The organism is Stenotrophomonas sp. X, from assembly GCF_055721025.1.
In genome coordinates this window covers 4,011,322-4,031,542 of record NZ_CM146756.1, presented here as the reverse complement: position 1 = coordinate 4,031,542, position 20,221 = coordinate 4,011,322, and the positions used below count along the sequence as shown (strand labels likewise).

Below are 20,221 nucleotides of genomic sequence, written 5' to 3'. Positions count from 1 at the left end.
AGCGCTTACACAAAGTATTGCGACGCAACAACTTTCGTTTCAATGGAATATATCTTCCTTTTTCCTTTCAATTTGTTGACATCTTTCGAATCGCTGCCCTAGAGTCGGCCCAGTCGCTTTCGAAACGCCCGGTGAACGGGTTGGGAGTCCGCGTGGAAAACTGCGTTCGTCGCTCGCCGCTGATGCTGGCCCTGATGCCGGCCCTGATGCCGGCCTTGATGCTGGCGTCCATGACGGCCCGGGCCGAGCCGGTCGGCAACCTGCGGTCGGTCAGCGCCAGCGCCAGCCGCGATGGCGTGCAGGGCTGGGACCTGCAGACCGACAAGGGAGCGCGCATCCGCATTGAACTGCCGGCGACCGACATCATCCGCGTGCAGGCCGGCCGCAACGGCACGTTGACCGGGGCCGGCGACAAGGCCGCACCGATCGTGCTGCCGCAGCCCAAGGCGAACGTGCAGGCGCAGCTGGAAGAAGACGCGCAGGAAATCCGCGTGCGTACCGACGCACTGGTCCTGCATGTGCAGCGGCAGCCGCTGCGCCTGCGCCTGGAACGTCTGGACAACGGCCAACCCACCGCGCTGTGGCAGGAACTGCAGCCGCTGGACCTGGAGGCCACGCAGAGCGTGCAGGTGCTGTCCTCGCAGGCCGATGAGGGCTACTTCGGTGGCGGCCAGCAGAACGGCCGCTACCAGTTCAAGGGCCGCGAGCTGGAAGTGTCCTATTCCGGCGGCTGGGAAGAGGGCGACCGCCCCAGCCCTGCACCGATGCTGCTGAGCAGCCGTGGCTGGGGCATGCTGCGCAATACGTGGAGCGATGGCAGCTACGACCTGCGCCAGCCCGACCAGGCCACGCTGCTGCATCGCGAAGACCGTTTCGACGCGTACTACTTCGTCGGCGCCGACCTGCCCAAGCTGATCGAGCGCTACACCCAGCTGACCGGCCGCCCGAACATGGTGGCGCGCTGGGCGCTGTCCTATGGCGATGCCGACTGCTACAACGACGGCGACAACAGCAGGAAGCCCGGCACCGTGCCCGAAGGCTGGAGCGACGGCCCGACCGGCACCACGCCGGATGTGATCGACAGCGTGGCCCAGCAGTACCGCGAGCACGACATGCCCGGTGGCTGGATTCTGCCCAACGACGGCTACGGCTGCGGTTACAAGCAGTTGCCGGAAACCGTGAAGGGGCTGGCCGGCTACGGTTTCCGCACCGGACTGTGGACCGAGAACGGCGTCGACAAGATCGCCTGGGAAGTGGGCAAGGCCGGCAGCCGCGTGCAGAAGCTGGACGTGGCCTGGACCGGCAAGGGCTACCAGTTCGCGATGGACGCCAACCGCCAGGCGTTCAACGGCATCCTCGACAATTCCGATTCGCGCCCGTTCCTGTGGACGGTGATGGGCTGGGCCGGTATCCAGCGCTACGCCGTCGCGTGGACCGGCGACCAGAGCAGCAGCTGGGATTACATCCGCTGGCACGTGCCGACCCTGGTCGGTTCGGGCCTGTCCGGCATGGCCTACGCCAGTGGCGACGTCGATGCAATCTTCGGCGGCAGCGCCGAGACCTTCACCCGCGACCTGCAGTGGAAGGCGTTCACGCCGGTGCTGATGGGCATGAGCGGCTGGTCGTCGAATGCGCGCAAGCACCCGTGGTGGTACGACGAGCCGTACCGCAGCATCAACCGCGACTACCTGAAGTTGAAGATGCGCCTGACCCCGTACATGTACGGGCTGGTGCACGAGGCCGCGCAGACCGGCGCACCGCCGGTGCGGGGGCTGATGTGGGACTACCCGCGCGACCCGCATGCACAGGATGAGACCTACAAGTACCAGTTCCTGCTCGGCCGCGACCTGCTGGTGGCGCCGGTGTACCGCAGCCAGGCCGCCAGCCGTGGCTGGCGCCGCGACATCCACCTGCCGGCCGGGGGGTGGATCGACTACTGGGACGGCCGCCGCGTGCAGGCCGGTGCCGACGGCCGCCAGCTGGACCGCCAGGTGGATCTGGCCACGCTGCCGGTGTTCGTGCGTGCCGGTGCGATCCTGCCGATGTACCCGTCGATGCTGTTCGATGGCGAAAAGCCGCTCGATGAAGTGACCTTCGACCTGTACCCGCAGGGCGACTCGCAGTACACGTTGTACGAAGACGATGGCAACACGCGCCGTTACCAGCAGGGCGAGTCGAGCACGCAGCAGATCCGCGTGCAGGCGCCGGCGCAGGGCAGCGGCCCGGTGCAGGTGCAGATCGACGCGGTGCAGGGCCAGTACAACGGCCAGCTGGCGCAGCGCCGCTACGGCCTGCGCGTGCTCAGCCGGCAGGCGCCGCGTGCAGTGCAGGCCGATGGCCGCGCCTTGCCGGCGCTGGCCGATGCCGCCGCCTTCAACAGCGCCAACGAGGGCTGGTACTTCGACGCGCGGGAGCGTCGCGGCACGCTGCATGTGCGCACCGCTGCCCAGGACATCCGCCAGCCACTGCAGCTGCAGCTGGACTTCGCGGTCGCTGCCGCAGTGGCCGATGATGCCTACCCGGCCGCGCCGGTGCTGGGCCGCGAACTGCCTGCAGACAGCCTGCTGGTGGTCAACCGCCCGGCCGAGGAGCCCGGCCATGCGCTGGAGAACGCCTTCGATGACGATCCCAACACCTGGTTCCGCAGCGTGCGCAACCAGGCCGTGCGCACCGGCGCGCACGAGTGGGTGATCGGCTTCGGCGAGCGCAGGATGATCGATGGCATCGACATCGCGCCGCGCAACGACAAGAACTGGAAGCACGGCCAGGTGCGCGATTACGAGGTGTACCTGGGCGACAGCAATGGTGAGTGGGGCGAGCCGATCGCCCGTGGCCGCCTGCAGCTGAAGGAAGGCGTGCAACGCATCGACTTCCCGGCCCATGCCGGCCGCCTGCTGCGCTTCCGCGTCCTGAGCGTGCAGAACCCGGAAGGCGACGGCGCCAGCAGCACCGACCCGATGGTGACGGCAGCACAGGGCAGTGCCCGCGCCTTCGATGCGTTGCAGCCGCGCGACGTCGGCCCGATCGCACTGTCCACCTTCCACATCCTCGAACACCAGGAACCGGAGCGACCGGCCCGGCAGCGCTATCTCTCCGAGCTGCCGGTGCCGGCCGCGCTGGCCAGCCAGCTGCGTACCGACCAGTCCTTCCGTGGCGACGCCGGTATGCGCATGAACGGCCTGCAGTTCCGCCGTGGCCTGGGGGTCGGCGCCAACAGCCGCATCGACCTGCGCCTGCAGGGCGGCTGGCACCTGCTGCGTGCCGACCTCGGCATCGACGACGCCTGCCGCAACGCCGGCGGCCTGCAGTTCCAGGTATGGGGCGACAACCGCCTGCTGTACGACAGCGGCCTGGTGAAGGCGCCCGGCGTGGTCAAGCCGGAGCTGGACATCCGTGGCCTTTCCACCCTGAGCCTGCGCACGCTGGGTGCGCAGGGCAGCCAACCCGCCCAGGTCTGTGCCAACTGGGCCAACGCCGTACTGATCGGCCAGGAGGGCGACTCCGCCAGCATCGTCGCCCCATGACCCCCACGTAACACCGCTCCTCCCCCGCCCCATCCCGACTACGGCCCTCATGGCCGTGGCCCGGGAGCGTTTTGCCCGCCGAACGCCCACGCGCTCACTCAGTTGCGCCGCACCCCTGCCAGGAGAGAACCCCGATGTTGCCCGCCCGCCACCACCGCCCCCCCTGCCGCTCGATCGCTCCGCTGACGCTGGCCATTGCCGGCGCGCTGTTCTCGCTTGCCGCTCCTGCCTTCGCCCAGGAGAGCAAGGACAACGCCACCGACCTGGCCCGCATCGAGGTCACCGGCTCCAACATCCGCCGCACCGACGTTGAAACCGCCTCGCCGGTGCAGGTGATCAGCAAGCAGGACATCCAGAACATGGGTGCGCGCACGCTGCTGCAGGTGCTCGACAACCTGCCGGCCGCACGCCCTGCGCAGCAGGATGCGCGCTCGCTGTTCACCGGTTCCGATGGTGCCTCGCAGGCCAACCTGCGCGGGCTCGGCGCACAGGGCACGCTGGTGCTGCTGAACGGTCGCCGCCTGTCGTACTACGGTGCGCCGGCCGGCTTCCAGACCCAGTTCGTCAACATCGATGCGATTCCGGCGGCGGCCATCGAGCGCATGGAAGTGCTGACCGACGGCGCGTCGGCCGTGTACGGTACCGACGCGGTGGCCGGCGTGATCAACGTGATCACCAAGCGCAACTTCCAGGGTGCCGAGATCAGCTTCACCAACGACACCTCCTCGCGCATCGATTCCTACGGTGAGCGCCAGGCCAGCATCACCGCCGGCTTCGGTGACCTGGCCGAGAACCGCTTCAATATCTATGGCGCGGTCAACATGTACCGTCGCGACGCGATTCCGCTGAGCGATTTCTACGACAAGCGTCCGGACCAGTACTACGTCAACAACCCGAACTACCTCAACAACCTGCGCCTGGGCGTGGGCAGCAAGCCGGGCGAGTTCAACCCGGGCACCTACTTCGCCTTCGATCCGGTCACCGGCCGCCGCGTGCAGGAAGCTGCGCCGGGCTGCAAGAACGTGCTGACCAGTGAAGCGGCCGGCCCGCGTTGCGTCTGGGAAACCTGGATGAACAACGAGATCGATGCCGGCGCCAAGTCCGAGCGCAACACCGCCTACCTCAACGGCACCTTCCTGGTCGGTGACAACACCGAGATCTTCGCCGAGGCGACCTACACCGACATCGACCTGCGCGCCAACGGCGGCACGCCGCGCACCTATGGCACCACGACTGGCAACCCGACCAGCTGGTTCTCGCGCAACACCGGCAACACCGTCAACCAGTTCCTGTACCCGTTCCTGGGCCCGAACAACGAGTACAACCACGCCAGCCCGCAGTTGAAGGCCATGATGGGCGGCGTGGTCGGCCTGAACTACCTGCTGCAGGATGCCGGCCCGAACTACTTCGGCCAGCGCAATACCGACAAGAGCTACCGCGTGCTGGCCGGTGCGCGTGGCAACCGCGGTGACTGGAACTGGGAGACCGCCTTCGCCAGCGCCGGTACCCACTCCACCACCTACCAGACGATCAACGTCAACACCAAGGGCTTCGAGAAGGCGTTCGGGCCGTACACGATCGATCCTGGTACCGGTCGGGTGATCATCTCCGACCACCCGGCGTACAAGTTCGGCGAGATCAGCGAAGCCAATGCCGCGTTGATCCGTGAAGCGTTCCCGACCTTCGACATCCAGTCGTGGACCCGCCTGCATACCCTGGACGGCAAGATCGAAGGACCGCTGTTCCAGCTGCCGGCGGGCGAGATGCGCGCCGCGTTCGGTTTCAACGCCAGCCGTGAGACCTTCTACACCCCGGGCAACGCCGATGCGGCCAATGGCCTGATCACCCAGCAGGGCGGCTCGTGGTTCGACGGCAAGCGCAACACCTACGCGCTGTTCGCCGAGACCGTGGCACCGATCACCGACAAGCTGGAACTGGATGCGGCGGTGCGCGTGGACAAGTACCCGAACTTCAGTGCCAACGTGGCGCCGAAGATCGGCTTCAGGTACCAGGCGTTCGATCAGCTGATGCTGCGCGGCACCTATTCCACCGGCTTCCGCGCACCGAGCCTGGCCGAGTCCGGCAACGGCGGCGTGTTCGCCCAGCTCGGTGGCTTCCGTGACGAACTGCGCTGCGACGAGACCAACGCCATCGCCAACCTGCTGCTGATGTCGCAGCGGCCGGGTGACGTCGACCTCGGCAAGACCCTGCTGAATGTCGACTGCAGCCGCACCGTGGCGCGCATGACCCAGCCGAACAAGGACCTGAAGCCGGAAAAGGCCAAGATCGCCACCCTCGGCTTCGTCTACGAGCCGGCAACCTGGCTGTCGGTGTCGGCCGACTACTGGTTCATCTACCGTGACAACGAAATCGTCGCGCCGGACTATCGCCGCATGGAAGACATCATCTCGATGTCGCGCTCGCCGATCACCGACAGCGACCGCGCCAACCTGGCGCAGCTGGCGGCAATGTGCGCCGATCCGGCCAGCGGCGTGAGCTGCCCGGCCACCCTGCCGGGCTACTCCGCCGGTAACGTGGCCAGCGTGGTCGGCCAGTACAAGAACCGCGGCAAGACGCTGATCGACGGCTTCGACATCGACGCGCGCAGCCGCTTCTCGCTGGGCGACTGGGGCAACCTGAACATCGGCCTGGCCGCCACCATCGCCAACCGCAACCGCTTCTACATGGACGCCGAGAACGGCTGGTACTACGGCGACGTGGTGGGCTACTACAACAATCCGCGCCTGCGTGCCACGCTCAATGCAGACTGGACCTACAAGCAGGTGACCACCAGCATGTTCGTCAACTACGTGGGTGGCACCAAGTGGGCTACCGACCAGATCGACGAAGAGAGCAACAACAAGGAAACCTGCACCGGCGGCTACCTGGCCCTGCAGAAGAGCAAGTGCGATGGTGCACCGTCGTGGTGGACCGCCAACATGAGCGTCACCTGGCGCCCGGATGATGCGTGGAACCTGAGCTTCACCGTCAAGAACCTGTTCAACCGCCTGCCGTTCTACGATCCGAACAGCTTCCTGGGTGACTCCAGTGACTACGCCACCATCTTCGGCCGTGGTTACAGTGTGACCATCGGCTACCGGTTCAAGTAATTCCGTTTGCGTGACCTGGCGTGCCGGCTGCGGCCGGCACGCTGCCAAGAGGAGAGATCTTTGCCATGAAGCGTAGGGAATTCATCGCGGCCAGTGCCGCTGTCGCCGCCAGCAGCCTGCTGCCGCAGACCCCGGCATGGGCACGCGGGCGCAAAGTGCGCCTGGCCATGATCGGTACCGGCATGCGTGGCCTTGTGCTGCTGAAGGAGCTGGTGCGCCGCGACGATGTCGAGGTGGTCGCGCTGTGCGACATCGAACCGATCATGCTCGGCCGTGCCATGGAGATGGTGGCCAAGGCCGGCAAGCCGGCCCCGAAGACCTACGGCCAGGACCGCGATACCAACGCCTGGAAGCGCCTGCTGGAACAGAAGGGCATCGATGGCGTGATCATCGCCACGCCGTGGGAGTACCACGCACCGATGGCGATTGCCGCGATGCAGGCCGGCGTGGCCGTGGGCTGTGAAGTGGTGGCCGGCATCACCCTGCAGGACCACTGGGACGTGCTGAAGACCCAGCTGAGCACCGGCACCCCGTACATGCTGCTGGAGAACGTCTGCTACCGCCGCGACGTGATGGCCGCGCTGCAGATGGTGCGCCAGGGCCTGTTCGGCGAACTGGTGCATCTGCAGGCCGGCTACCAGCACGACCTGCGCGGCGTGAAGTTCAATTCCGGCGACCCCAACCAGCCCTACGACAGCGGCGTGGAGTTCGGTCCGAAGGGCTGGAGCGAAGCTCGCTGGCGCACCGAGCATTCGGTGGAACGCAATGGTGAGCTGTACCCCAGCCACGGCATCGGCCCCTGTGCGATGTACACCGGCATCAACCGTGGCAACCGCTTCACCCACATCAACGCCTTCGCGACCAAGGCACGCGGCCTGCACGAATACACCGTGGCCAAGAGTGGTGGCACCACCCACCCCAGCACCCAGGTGAAGTTCAAGCTCGGCGATATCGTCACCACCACGCTGGCCTGCGAGAACGGCGAGACCATCCTGCTGCAGCACGACACCTCGCTGCCGCGCCCGTATTCAATGGGTTTCCGTGTGCAGGGCACCAAGGGCCTGTGGATGGACGTGAACCATTCGATCCACATCGAAGGCCGCAGCCCGCCGCACCAGTGGGAAGAGTTCAAGAAGTACCAGGACGAGTACGAGCACCCACTGTGGAAGCAGAATGCCGACACCGCCGCCAGCGCCGGCCACGGCGGCATGGACTGGTTCGTCATCCATGCATTTGTTGAAGCGCTCAAAGCCAAGGCACCGATGCCGATCGACATCTACGACGCGGTGACCTGGAGTGCGATCACCCCGTTGAGCGAGCAGTCGATCGCCAACGGTTTCCAGACGCTGGAGTTCCCGGACTTTACTGCTGGTGCGTGGAAGACGCGCAAGCCGATCTTCGCGTTCGACGGGAGGTATTGAGGTTTACACCCTTCCACGCCGTGACGGAGACGCCGGGCACTGCCCGGTGTTTCTGTTTCTGGAGGCATTCGCCTTGTAGAGCCGAGCCCACGCTCGGCTGAATTTCCGACACGTTCCCCCCCCCCCGAATCAGAAAACTCTGAAATCCGACCCACTCCACAGTTTCTGACTTGAATGTGTAAACGACATCGGAGATAACGTCCCCCATGCGGTCAGACCGCATTCCGGACCAGGGACGATCCGAAGCATGACGTGGTGAGGCAACCGCCCCACGTTCTCGTTCCTGCCGGTGCTGTGTTTGTCCAGGAAGGAGAACAGGGATGTTGGAACGACTGAAGACCATTGAATGTGTATCACTGGTACTAGCGGCGCTGCTGGTTGCATCTCCGTACGCTGAGGCGCAAGAAGTCAAGAAGGAGTGGACCGCATTTGCCAGTGGCTTTCAGAAGCGGGCAACCGAGAAGCTTGTCCAGAAAGACGTCGAATCCCGCTACGAGGCCCATCAGAAGTATGGGGCATTCAGTTGGGAAGTCCGGGGAGTAACGGTCCTAGCAAACAAGGTTGTCTACGACTACGCGATCAAGCCGGCGAAGCTGATCAGGACCGACTGGAAGTACAGCCACAACGGCAAGACGTATGACTCGGAGGACAGCCTCTTCCAGGCAATGAGGGATCTGATGCCTCAGGATCCCTCCTGTCCGAAGACCGAGGTGTCGATGACGACGCCATGGAAGGGCATCCCGGGAGGAGGAGCGGGTGGGGGCGCTGACGGGAGCAACATCGCTGAGGACGGAGAGGCTACTGTTGACTACTATTACTTCGACGCTCAGACACAAGCGTGTAAGACGATGCAGGGCAGAAACTATCTTCAGCGCACTCGTGAAGTGAAGTGCCCGAATACCAGCACTACGGTGATGAAGTGGCGTGAAGATCTGCAGATGTGTGGCATGCCTCCGGCGCTGGATACGGGTCCGTCGTCCGCGGTCCGGATGTACACCAGTACTCCTGTGCCAAAACAGTGCGACGACGTTGGAAACCCGTGCGACCCCACAACCGGAGACAAGTCGCAGCCTGAGTCGGACGTTGATATGGGCTGGGCCAGCTTCCGTCGCCACTATCATTCGCTGTCCAGCGCCCCTGGCGGTGCGCTGGGCACGGGTTGGACGCATTCTCACAATCTACGCCTGACCTTGGGCGTGGACAGCAGCGTGTTTCCTCCCGGTACTGAGGTGAACGTCGGCCTGCTCGGTGAAGATGGCACACATACCGCATTCCCGAAGAGGGGCGCCTACTACGAAGCCAACGACGGCAGTGGCGATCGTGTGGTTCAACAGGGGGGCAACTGGCAGTTGTCACGCGCCGGAGAGCGGGTACAGTTCAGCGCGGCGGGTCTGATGCAGCGCCGCGATTTCGAAGACGGTACTTCGCTGACCTATGCACACGACAGCCGCGGCCGCCTGCTCAGCATCACCCATTCAACCGGTCGGCGCGTGGATGTCCAGTACCTCGCGCCGGGCGACGATTCACTGATCTCGGCCCTGGTGATCGCCGGCCAGCCTGTGGTGAGCTACGCCTACTCCCCGGCCGGGGAACTGATCACCGCGACCTATGCAGACGGTGCCAGCCGTACGTATCACTATGAGGACGCCCGCTTCCCGGGCTACCTGACCGGCGTGACCGCCGAAGACACCCGGCGCTACAGCTGGTACGGCTACGACGCCAAGGGGCGGGTCACCTGCAGCCGCCATTCCGCCGATTGCAGCCAAGCCGACGTGGGCATTGATGGCGTGCGCCTGGAGTACACCCCGGCAGGCACCACCATCGTCACCGACGCACTGGGCAAGCAGAGTACGTACGCATTGACCGCCAGTGGCACCAGTGGCCTTCCGCGCAAGGTCAACGGCATCACCGAGAGCAACGGCAGCATCAGTCGCACCTATCTGCCCGAGGGCACCGATTTCCGGCGTCGGCTTCAGTCAGTGACCGATCGCCGTGGCGTTGTTACCAACTACGCCTATGCGGAGGCCAGCGACGCTGTCGCAGGTGCTGTCAGTGTGACCACCACCACCGAAGCGGCCGGTACTCCGGACCAGCGCATCAGCGAAACGCGCGTGGCCATGGACAGCAATCGGCTGGTGCAGCAGACCGTCGGTAACCGTGAGGTCCGCGTCGCGCGCAATGCACGCCTCCAGCCAACCACCATCACCGTGCGCGACAGGGTGACCGGTGATACCCGCATCACCACGCAGACCTACTGTGAGGCCGAAGGGCCGGAGTGCCCGCTGGTGGGACTGCTGCGTAGCGTGGATGGCCCACGCAGTGATGTGGCGGATGTCTCCACCTATGCCTACTACACCGCGGACGACGCGGGATGCGCGACCAGTGGTGCCTGCAGTTATCGCAAGGGCGACCTGCGCAGCGTGACCAATGCGCTGGGCCAGACGGTCGAGACTCTGGCCTACGACGCGTTCGGGCGGCCGTTGTCGGTCAAGGATGCCAACGGCGTGGTCACCGATTACACCTACCATGCGCGCGGCTGGCCGACCTCGGTCACCGTGCGCGGTGCCACCACAGCCGAGGACCGGATGACCCAGATCAGCTACTGGCCGACCGGCCAGGTGCAACAGGTCACCGAGCCTGACGGCAGCAGCGTTACCTATGTCTACGACGCCGCCCAGCGGCTTACGGACATCGCGGACAGTGCGGGTAACACCATTCACTATGCGCTGGACAACGCCGGAAACCGCCTCAAGGAAGACACGCTGGATGCAGGCGGCACCCTGCGCCGTACCCTGGCGCGGACGTTCAACACGCTTGGCCAGCTGACCGCGCTGAAGGATGCGGGCAACCACGCCACCGGCTTTGCCTACGATGCCAACGGCAACCCGCAGACTATCACCGACGCCCTGCAGCGCGTGACCAGCCAGCAGTACGACCCGCTGAACCGCCTGGCGCAGACTCTGCAGGACGTCGGCGGCGTGGCGGCGGAGATCCGCAGCCAGTACAACGCGCTGGACCAGGTCACCCAGGTCACCGACCCGAAAGGTCTGCACACCACTTATGCCTATAACGGTTTCGGTGATCTGACCGGGCAGGTCAGCCCGGACAGCGGTGCCAGCAGCTTCACCGTGGATGCCGCCGGCAATCGCAAGACGGCCACCGATGCACGCGGCGTCACCGCCACCTATCACTACGATGCACTCAACCGCCTGATCGGCATCGCCTATCCGGACCCCAATCTGGACGTGGGCTACAGCTATGACGTGGCGCCGACCGCCTGTGCCGCCGACGAGCGCTTCGCCAAGGGACGGCTGGGGCAGGTGCTGCATGCCAATGGCAGCACCCAGTACTGCCATGACCGCTTCGGCCAGGTCACCCGCAAGGTGCAGACCGTCAATGGTGTGGCCACCACCCTGCGCTATGCGTACAGCAAGTTGGGTCGCCTGACCGCGTTGACCTACCCCGACGGCAGCGTGGCCGACTACGTGCGCGATACCCAGGGCCGCATCAGCCAGATCGGCCTGACCCGTCCCGGCCAGGCGCGCCAGATCGTGGTGAACAACGTGACCTATGCGGCCTTCGGCCCGGCGACCGGCTGGACCTATGGCAATGGCCGCCAGCTGCAGCGTCCGCTGGACCTGGACTATCGCCCGCAGGCGGTGCATGACCCAGCCGCAGGTGGCCTCTCGCTGGGCTATGGCTACGACCCGGTCGGTTCGATCACCGAATTGAAGAACGGCGCAGGCTCGTCGGTGCTGGCCAAGTACGCCTACGACGCGCTGGGTCGCCTGACCCAGACCCAGGACGGGACGACAGGCACGCCGATTGAAACCTATGCCTACGACGCCACCGGCAATCGCACCGCGCTGACCACCTCGGCAGGCACCGCCAGCTACACCTATCCCGCAACCAGCCATCGCCTGACTGCTGTGGATGGCGAGGCACGCAGCCATGACGCAGCGGGCAATACCACCAGTATTGGCAGCAAGGCGTTCACCTACAACGATGCCAACCGCATGAACGCGGTGAAGCAGGGTAACGCCACACTGGAGAGCTACGGTTACAACCATCGCGGTGAGCGCGTGCTGCGCACCCCGGCTGGTGGCGCGGCTCAGATCACCTTGTACGACGAGGCGGGGCAGTGGCTGGGCAACTACTCGGCCACGGGCCAGGCGCAGCAGCAGGCCATCTGGCTGGACAACTACCCGGTAGCGCTGATCAACGTGCCGGCTACCGGCGTGCCGGAGCTGGCCTACGTCCAACCAGATCATCTAGGTACGCCGCGCGTGGTGATCGATCCGGTGCGTGATGTGGCGATCTGGGAGTGGAGCAACAAGAGCGAAGTGTTCGGCAACCAGATCCCAAGTGCCGATCCGGATGGCGATGGTGTGGCATTCGAGCTGGCACTGCGCTTCCCGGGCCAGCAGGCAACGGACGGGAGTGGGTTGTTCTACAACTACCAGCGTGAGTACGACCCATCCGTGGGGCGGTATTCGCAGAGTGATCCAATAGGGTTGATGGGTGGGGTGTCCACTTATCTTTACGCGTATGCGAATGCGCTAGGTAATGGTGATCCTTATGGTTTGAAGACAACAGTTATTGTCACTTCAAAATCGGGCATAGGCACTCACGCTGCCGTGCATGTAGACGGCAAGGGAGCGGAGGGGGTTTTGTATGATCCGGCTGGAGGCTATCCGGGCGCCAACCCAAATTCGCCCACGCGCGGAAGTGGTGACATATTCTCAGGCGCTGACGCCAATCTCACGAACTTTGTGAATCATCATTTGGCAGAAGGGTCAACGGTACACACGCTTAGCTTTGAAACTGATGAGTATAGCGAGCTTCAAATTCAAGAATACTCCGAGCAGTTGGGGGGGGCGATCGGAGGGCTTTGCGCCATCAAAACATCCTCCGCAATCAATGGGGTCGGGCCATTTGAGAGTCTTGGTGTTAAATTTACGCCTGCAACACTGGGTAAGTCTTTGTCAAAGCTTCCCGGAGTTAAGATCAGAGTCTATTCTCCAAAGAGGTGATTAAATGGATGGGCGAAATTTACTCTATGCTGGGATTTCACTGGTCGTCTCGATGGTGATGTATGTTGGAATTCCGGAGCCTCTATGGGATATGTATCAGTTTGATACTGAGAGGTTGTTTCCTTGGCTGTATATGGCAGGCCTGGTTCTATTTGGTGTGTTGCTCAGGCCCTATGGAAAGGGGGGGGGGTGGAAATGCGCGGTCTGGGGAGGGGGTGTCGGCGTGGTGGCTGGATTATTTGCTCAGGCGATAGTAATTTTTGTTGAGCGTGAGAGATTTTATTCTTTCAATGCAGATTTCATGTGGCAGGCATTGGTATCGTTCGGAATTATAAGTACTGTTTTAATGACGCCGGTTTGGGGTGCAGTTTCAAGTGTTGTGTCCTTCTTGCTTTTAAACCGAAAGGCCGGTGCGAACCCGAAGGAATAGAATTGCGCTGAGCTGGTTATGGGAAGGGGGGTGGAAAATCGGGTCTTTCGCCCTGATCCGTCTCCGGCAAGCGAAGGGTGGATTCAATGTCCGCGCGCAACGCCTTCACCCCTGCTCCGGGCCAATTTCGGTTTGCAGCGATAAGAGGTGGTCCCTGAAGACATGGCCAGCAGCGCCGGCAGCAACATGTTCACCTACAACGATGCCAACCGCATGAACGCGGTGAAACAGGGCAATGCCCTCCTGGAATGCTACATCTGCAACCACCGCGGCGAGCGCGTGCTGCGCAGCCCGGCCGGTGGCGCAGCGCAGGTCACCCTATACTACGAAGCGGGGCAGTGGCTGGGCAGCTTTCGGCCATGGGCCAAGCGCAGCAGCAGGCCATCTGGCTGGACAGCTACCCGGTGGCGCTGATCAATGTGCTGAGCGCCGGCGTGCCGGAGCTGGCTTACGTCCAGCCAGATCACCTGGGTACGCTACGCGTGGTGATCGATCCGATGCGGAATGTCGCGATCTGGAGTGGAGCAGATTGGGTGGCTTCGCCGCCTTTTCTGACTTGAAGATATGGGGCGAGATAAGGTCGGTGGTGGATCTCTTTCGGTCCCTCCACTGCTTGGAGTTGGGTTTGGCGTCATGTCGGGATCTGGCTACACAGTTCCTGGTCAGATAGCTGCGCTGACTGGAAAAGGATGCGGGTGTCCTTGAGATGAGAAAATACAATAGTTTTTTTCAGGCTTACTACATCATGTTCTTCTGGGCGCTCAGGCTGGTTGCTTGCCTTGGAGTTGCCGTAAATTCAGTGCTCCTTGCTTTTGTGCTGGTTGATATTTCTGATGGTGGACGAGACTACGGATTTGCGGGTTTGGCGTTTGTCGCGCTCTCTCTTTGCACAGCGTTTGCCATGTGGAAAATCGGGTCTGTCGGCCTACTCCGTCTCCGGCAAGCGAAGGAGTCATAGATCTTGCGAGGTCGTCGGTCGCGGGAACGAGTGTGAGGGCTTTAGGCCAGCGCGCCCGTGTCGTGATCGCCTTCCACAGCTGCGATGCGCTTGCCTGTCGAATCCTCCGGATATGGGCTATAGCTGTGACGTAGCACCCGCTGCCTGCGCCGCAGACGAGCGCTTCGCCAAGGGGCGCCTGGGGCAGGTGCTGCACGCCAATGGCAGCACCCAGTACTGCCACGACCGCTTCGGCCAGGTCGCCCGCAAGGTACAGACCGTCAATGGTGTCGCCAGCACGCTGCGCTACGCCTACAGCAAGTCGGGACGGCTGACCGCGTTGACCTACCCCGACGGCAGCGTGGCCGACTACGTGCGCGATACCCAGGGGCGCATCAGCCAGATCGGCCTGACCCGGCCCGGCCAGGCCCGCCAGATCGTGGTGAACAACGTGACCTATGCGGCCTTCGGCCCGGCCACTGGCTGGACCTATGGCAACGGCCGCCAGCTGCAGCGTCCGCTGGATCTGGATTACCGCCCGCAGGCGGTGCATGACCCCGCGGCAGGCGGCCTGTCGCTGGGCTATGGCTACGATCCCGTCGGTTCGATCACCGAGCTGAAGAACGGCGCAGGCTCGTCGGTGCTGGCCAAGTACGCCTACGACGCGCTGGGTCGCCTGACCCCAGACCCAGGACGGGACGACAGGCACGCCGATTGAAACCTATGCCTACGACGCCACCGGCAATCGCACCGCGCTGACCACCTCGGCAGGCACCGCCAGCTACACCTATCCCGCAACCAGCCACCGGCTGACTGCGGTGGATGGCGAAGCGCGCAACCATGACGCGGTGGGCAATACCACCAGCATCGGCAGCAAGACCTTCACCTACAGCGATGCCAACCGCATGAACGCAGTGAAGCAGGGTGATGCCGTGCTGGAGAGCTACGGTTACAACCATCGCGGTGAACGCGTACTGCGTACCCCGGGTAGTGGCGCAGCGCAGATCACCCTGTACGACGAAGCAGGGCAGTGGCTGGGCAACTATTCGGCCACGGGCCAGGCGCAACAGCAGGCCATCTGGCTGGACAACTACCCGGTGGCGTTGATCAACATGCCGGCCACCGGCGTGCCGGAACTGGCCTACGTGCAGCCGGATCACGTGGGCACACCGCGCGTGGTGATCGATCCGGTACGGAATGTCGCTATCTGGGAGTGGAGCAACAAGAGCGAGGTGTTCGGGAACCAGATTCCGAGCGCTGATCTGGATGGAGATGGTGTGGTGTTCGAGCTGGCGCTGCGATTCCCGGGCCAGCAGGCCACGGATGCGAGTGGGTTGTTCTACAACTACCAGAACTACCAGCGTGAATACGACCCGGCTGTGGGGCGGTATTCGCAGAGTGATCCGATTGGGCTCAGGGGTGGGTACTCACTGTACTCTTATGTCGATGGTGATCCACTGTCCAACGAGGACTCCATGGGCCTGAAAGGCGGAAGGCCGCCAAGTCTTGCGCGACAGGGTGGCGGTAACTCCGCTCAAAGGAGAGTTGCTGCGCGTGCCCAACGTCAGGCAATCGAGTCAAACTCACATACGAATCCAATTTACTCGCGCGGACTTTCGCCCGAGGAAGTGGGGTCGTTGGAGAATGCTGCGAGCCTCATAAGTGAGCATGACTATACTCAGTATTGTGCGGCTGAGGTCTGTAGAAATGATCAAAATCAGTGCACAAGTGGTGGCGTCATGAGGGGGGGGCTTTCCATCGAATCCAACCGTTGCGCAGGTCCATTCAAGAGGGTGTCAGTGCCTAACTCCATATTATTCTAATCCCTCGCATCCTCTAGTATCTAATCCCGAGGCGGATCCTCTTGATCTGATTGATCTGGTTCGAGACTCCATAATAAACTGGCGGTCGCGGAGGTAAGTAAATGATTTTGCGAGCATTTGGAATTCTGGTGGGGATTGTTACAATAGCATTTGGCCTGGCTGTAATTGGCGGCGCATTGGTTGGGACTGGGCCTTGTCGAGTGAACTGTGATCTATATATGTCGATTATTCGACTGGTAGGGCAGGCGCATTACAATAAAATAATTGGGGTGGTGTGGGTCATCGGCGGCGCCATGTTTATTGTTGCTTCGATGCTGATTGGCAAGAAGAAAAGTCCGCTTCGCCGAGGCGGAAGGAAGGCGCGGTTGTAAGGAATTCCAGCAGGCTGGAAGCCGCTTTGTTCAGCATGAATGAACCCGCAACCAGCCACCGGTTGACCGCCGTGGACGGCGAAGCGCGCAACCATGACGCGGTGGGCAACATCACCAGCATAGGCAGCAAGACGTTCACCTACAACGACGCCAACCGCATGAACGCGGTGAAGCAGGGCGATGCCGTGCTGGAAAGCTACGGCTACAACCATCGCGGTGAGCGCGTGCTGCGTACCCCGGCCAGTGGCGCGGCTCAGATCACCCTGTATGACGAAGCAGGGCAGTGGCTGGGCAATTACTCGGCCACGGGCCAGGCGCAACAGCAGGCCATCTGGCTGGACAACTACCCGGTGGCGCTGCTCAATGTGCCGGCTACCGGCGTGCCGGAGCTGGCCTACGTGCAGCCGGATCATCTGGGTACGCCGCGCGTGGTGATCGACCCGGCGCGGAATGTTGCGATCTGGGAGTGGAGCAACAAGAGCGAGGTATTCGGCAACCAGATTCCGAGTGCTGACCCGGATGGCGATGGTGTGGTGTTCGAGCTGGCACTGCGCTTCCCGGGCCAGCAGGCGACGGATGCAAGCGGGTTGTTCTACAACTACCAGCGCGAGTACGAACCGGCGGCGGGGCGGTATTCGCAGAGTGATCCGATTGGGTTGATGGGGGGTATGTCTGCGTACGCCTATGTAGACGGTGCGCCAACCTTGGCCATAGATGCGCTGGGGCTGAGGAAGAGTCTGGCAATTCTGTCCGCTTCCGAGCAGGGTGGTATCCCACTGTTTGGTGACAATCCGTTCGGCCACATTGCTCTTGCAACCGAGTCGGGTCTATATAGCTACGGAACATCGCACGCCTATGGTTCGTCGGTTGGTGAATATATTCAGTCCCAGCTGAAAAATAGAAGCGTGGAAATTGTGGAGTTCGAAACGTCCGATGCACAGGAAACACTTATGGAGAGCGTCATGAAGTCGCACAACTCCAAGGACTAAGATGTCAAATCACACAACTGTGCAACCGCGGTCGCAGATTCGTTGATTTCGATCGATGCCATAAAGAATAGATCAATCCTTCCAGGTCGTGTTTTCCAGGATGCATATCTTATGGAAGGTGCAAAATACTACTTCATACCAAAAGGTGGTGTCATTCCACCTGCCATTCTGGGAGGGAGTAATGGAAAGTAATGGGCGAGAACAGGGTTTTCGTGGGCGCTATCTAGGCGTCGAAAACATCCTTATACGATCTATTTTTCTCGCATTCGGCTGTGCGTACGCTCTCAGTGGATGCAAGGGTGACCGTTTAGGGGAGCTGCAGCTGAAACCCATTTATGCGGATCTGAGTAGTTCGTACTACGGTGGGATGTGCGAGGGTGAAGTGCGTCCAGGTACGAGCGCTGAGAGTGTTCGTGCGGTGCGCATTGGTACCGCTGCTGGAGATTGCGCCGTGCTCTACCTGGATGGAGTAGATAGCGCTGGTGAACTTGTGATCTATGGAGCAAAAATTGGGGGGCGTCCTGAATGTGCCGGGTTGATAAGGAAGCTCGAGGCCAGACGAGCAAATGCGGCCGTTCTCGCCAGGGCGAGAGAGATGTGCGGATAGCGATTTTCAGCTCCTTTCCGTATCACCGTCAGTATGTTGGTGAATGCAGATATCCGTCGGTTATTCGCAGCGCCGGGAGCCAGAATTTAGCGCAGATCGTGGTAGTGATGATGGCCAAGAACATCCCAATGCCCATGAGTGGGAAAGTAGCGTCCGACCTGTCCGTTCGAACATCGAGTTGAAGGATGGTGCAGGTTCCGAGGTGCTGGCCAAGTACGCCTACGACGCGCTGGGTCGCCTGACCCAGACCCAGGACGGGACGACAGGCACGCCGATTGAAACCTATGCCTATGACGCCACCGGTAATCGCACCGCGCTGACCACCTCGGCAGGCACCGCCAGCTACACCTATCCCGCAACCAGCCACCGGCTGACTGCCGTGGATGGCGAGGCACGCAGCCATGACGTGGCGGGCAACACCACCGGCATCGGCAGCAAGACGTTCACCTACAACGACGCCAACCGCATGAACGCGGTGAAGCAGGGCGATGCCGTGCTGGAAAGCTACGCCTACAACCATCGCGGTGAGCGCGTGCTGCGTACCCCGGCCAGTGGCGCGGCTCAGATCACCCTGTATGACGAAGCAGGGCAGTGGCTGGGCAATTACTCGGCCACGGGCCAGGCGCAACAGCAGGCCATCTGGCTGGACAACTACCCGGTGGCGTTGATCAACATGCCGGCCACCGGCGTGCCGGAACTGGCCTACGTGCAGCCGGATCACGTGGGCACACCGCGCGTGGTGATCGATCCGGTACGGAATGTCGCTATCTGGGAGTGGAGCAACAAGAGCGAGGTGTTCGGGAACCAGATTCCGAGCGCTGATCTGGATGGAGATGGTGTGGCGTTCGAGCTGGCGCTGCGTTTCCCTGGCCAGCAGGCGACGGGTGCGAGTGGGTTGTTCTACAACTACCAGCGTGAATACGACCCGGCTGTGGGGCGGTATTCGCAGAGTGATCCGATTGGGTTGATGGGGGGGGGGGGGTAGTTACGTGTACGCGAACTCCAATGTTGCATCGTTCCTGGACCCATTTGGGTTGCAGTCTTCGATTGCCCGTGCCGTCCGCTCGCCCCCAGGAGGCTACTACGGGGGCGGAGACGGTCAGCTCCAGCAGCAAAACCCGGACCTTCCCAATTACGGTCGCAACGAACCGCCTGGGTTATATATCTATCCAGAGAAAATTGCAGAATCGATAGTGGCCAATGCACTCATTGCGTTGTCGAAATCCAAGGACCTTGTCTTCCCTGGGTTGATGATGAACAAGAGTGAGGATGGCTCAGCTTGTCCAATTCCGGGCCAGCGCGGCTTGCCGGCGAGTGGTGAGCCGAATACATGGTCAGATCACCCGACAGGCAAGCAGTCTCGTTACTATGGGGACGATGGAAGTCCCAAGTTCGACGTGGACAGAGGGCACGATCATGGCCAAGGAAATCCGCATGTTCACGAATGGGAAAGTGGGGTCAGAAAATCGGGGGTTCCGGTAAGTGATTGGCCGAAGAGGTGAGCCTATGAGTATTGATATTCATGATTTCCAGTTGGCTGGAATTCGTCTTGATCCGGTGTCAGGTGTGACCGTTTCTCTGTTTGATGATTCTTCGCAGGGATCCTATGATTTAGTCTTTGGTCGAGTCAGAAAAGCGAGCATTGATGGTTTCTCTAGCCAGAATGTCGTGCTCGATCTTAAGGTCTTCAATCGAAAGGATGATTCCTTTGAGTTCCAGCGGTGTTGCTTCCTCCTTGGTTTAGACCCAGTGGCTGCCCGGGAAATCGTCGATGGCGACACCTTGGTCTTCATTGAGGCCTCTGTCGGTGCGGAGATTGCACTTCTGGTAGATGGCACTTGGGAAGGCCGGTTGATTCCTGTCAAATCATGATTCTTGAGCAGAGCTTCCCGGGGCGATCGAGCTATCGATCACGGGGGCAACAGCAGATGGATACGCCGGATGGGGAGGGAATTTTCATTTCTACACAAATCCAT

Annotated in this window: 7 protein-coding genes and 4 pseudogenes; all 11 read left to right on the top strand. The window is 62.2% G+C overall.

Going from position 1 to position 20,221, the window contains the following annotated elements:
- Positions 1–152 precede the first annotated feature (152 nt).
- Positions 153–3,524, top strand: a complete 3,372-nt coding sequence (locus tag ACZ75I_RS18505; RefSeq protein ID WP_472958488.1) for a TIM-barrel domain-containing protein — start codon at positions 153–155, stop codon at positions 3,522–3,524.
- A gap of 134 nt (positions 3,525–3,658) precedes the next feature.
- A complete protein-coding gene (locus ACZ75I_RS18500; RefSeq protein ID WP_472958487.1) occupies positions 3,659–6,634 on the top strand; it encodes a TonB-dependent receptor in 2,976 nt (991 codons plus the stop codon).
- Positions 6,635–6,699: 65 nt separating this feature from the next.
- On the top strand, positions 6,700–8,055 hold the full coding sequence (locus ACZ75I_RS18495) for a Gfo/Idh/MocA family protein (RefSeq protein ID WP_472958485.1): 1,356 nt from the start codon (positions 6,700–6,702) through the stop codon (positions 8,053–8,055).
- A gap of 320 nt (positions 8,056–8,375) precedes the next feature.
- On the top strand, positions 8,376–13,088 hold the full coding sequence (locus ACZ75I_RS18490; protein ID WP_472958483.1) for an RHS repeat-associated core domain-containing protein: 4,713 nt from the start codon (positions 8,376–8,378) through the stop codon (positions 13,086–13,088).
- 4 nt (positions 13,089–13,092) lie between these two features.
- A complete protein-coding gene (locus tag ACZ75I_RS18485; RefSeq protein ID WP_262233399.1) occupies positions 13,093–13,518 on the top strand; it encodes a hypothetical protein in 426 nt (141 codons plus the stop codon).
- Positions 13,519–13,686: 168 nt separating this feature from the next.
- Positions 13,687–14,036, top strand: a pseudogene (locus ACZ75I_RS18480) (RHS repeat domain-containing protein); the annotation flags it as partial.
- 549 nt (positions 14,037–14,585) lie between these two features.
- Positions 14,586–15,942, top strand: a pseudogene (locus ACZ75I_RS18475) (RHS repeat-associated core domain-containing protein); the annotation flags it as partial.
- Positions 15,943–16,379: 437 nt separating this feature from the next.
- Entirely contained in the window at positions 16,380–16,649 is a 270-nt protein-coding gene (locus ACZ75I_RS18470) for a hypothetical protein (RefSeq protein WP_472958482.1), read from the top strand.
- A 38-nt stretch (positions 16,650–16,687) separates the two neighbouring features.
- A pseudogene (locus ACZ75I_RS18465) lies at positions 16,688–17,377 on the top strand (RHS repeat-associated core domain-containing protein); the annotation flags it as partial.
- Between the two features lie 1,025 nt (positions 17,378–18,402).
- Positions 18,403–19,282, top strand: a pseudogene (locus ACZ75I_RS18460) (RHS repeat-associated core domain-containing protein); the annotation flags it as partial.
- A gap of 469 nt (positions 19,283–19,751) precedes the next feature.
- Entirely contained in the window at positions 19,752–20,117 is a 366-nt protein-coding gene (locus ACZ75I_RS18455; protein WP_134968248.1) for a hypothetical protein, read from the top strand.
- The last annotated feature ends 104 nt before the right edge of the window (positions 20,118–20,221 follow it).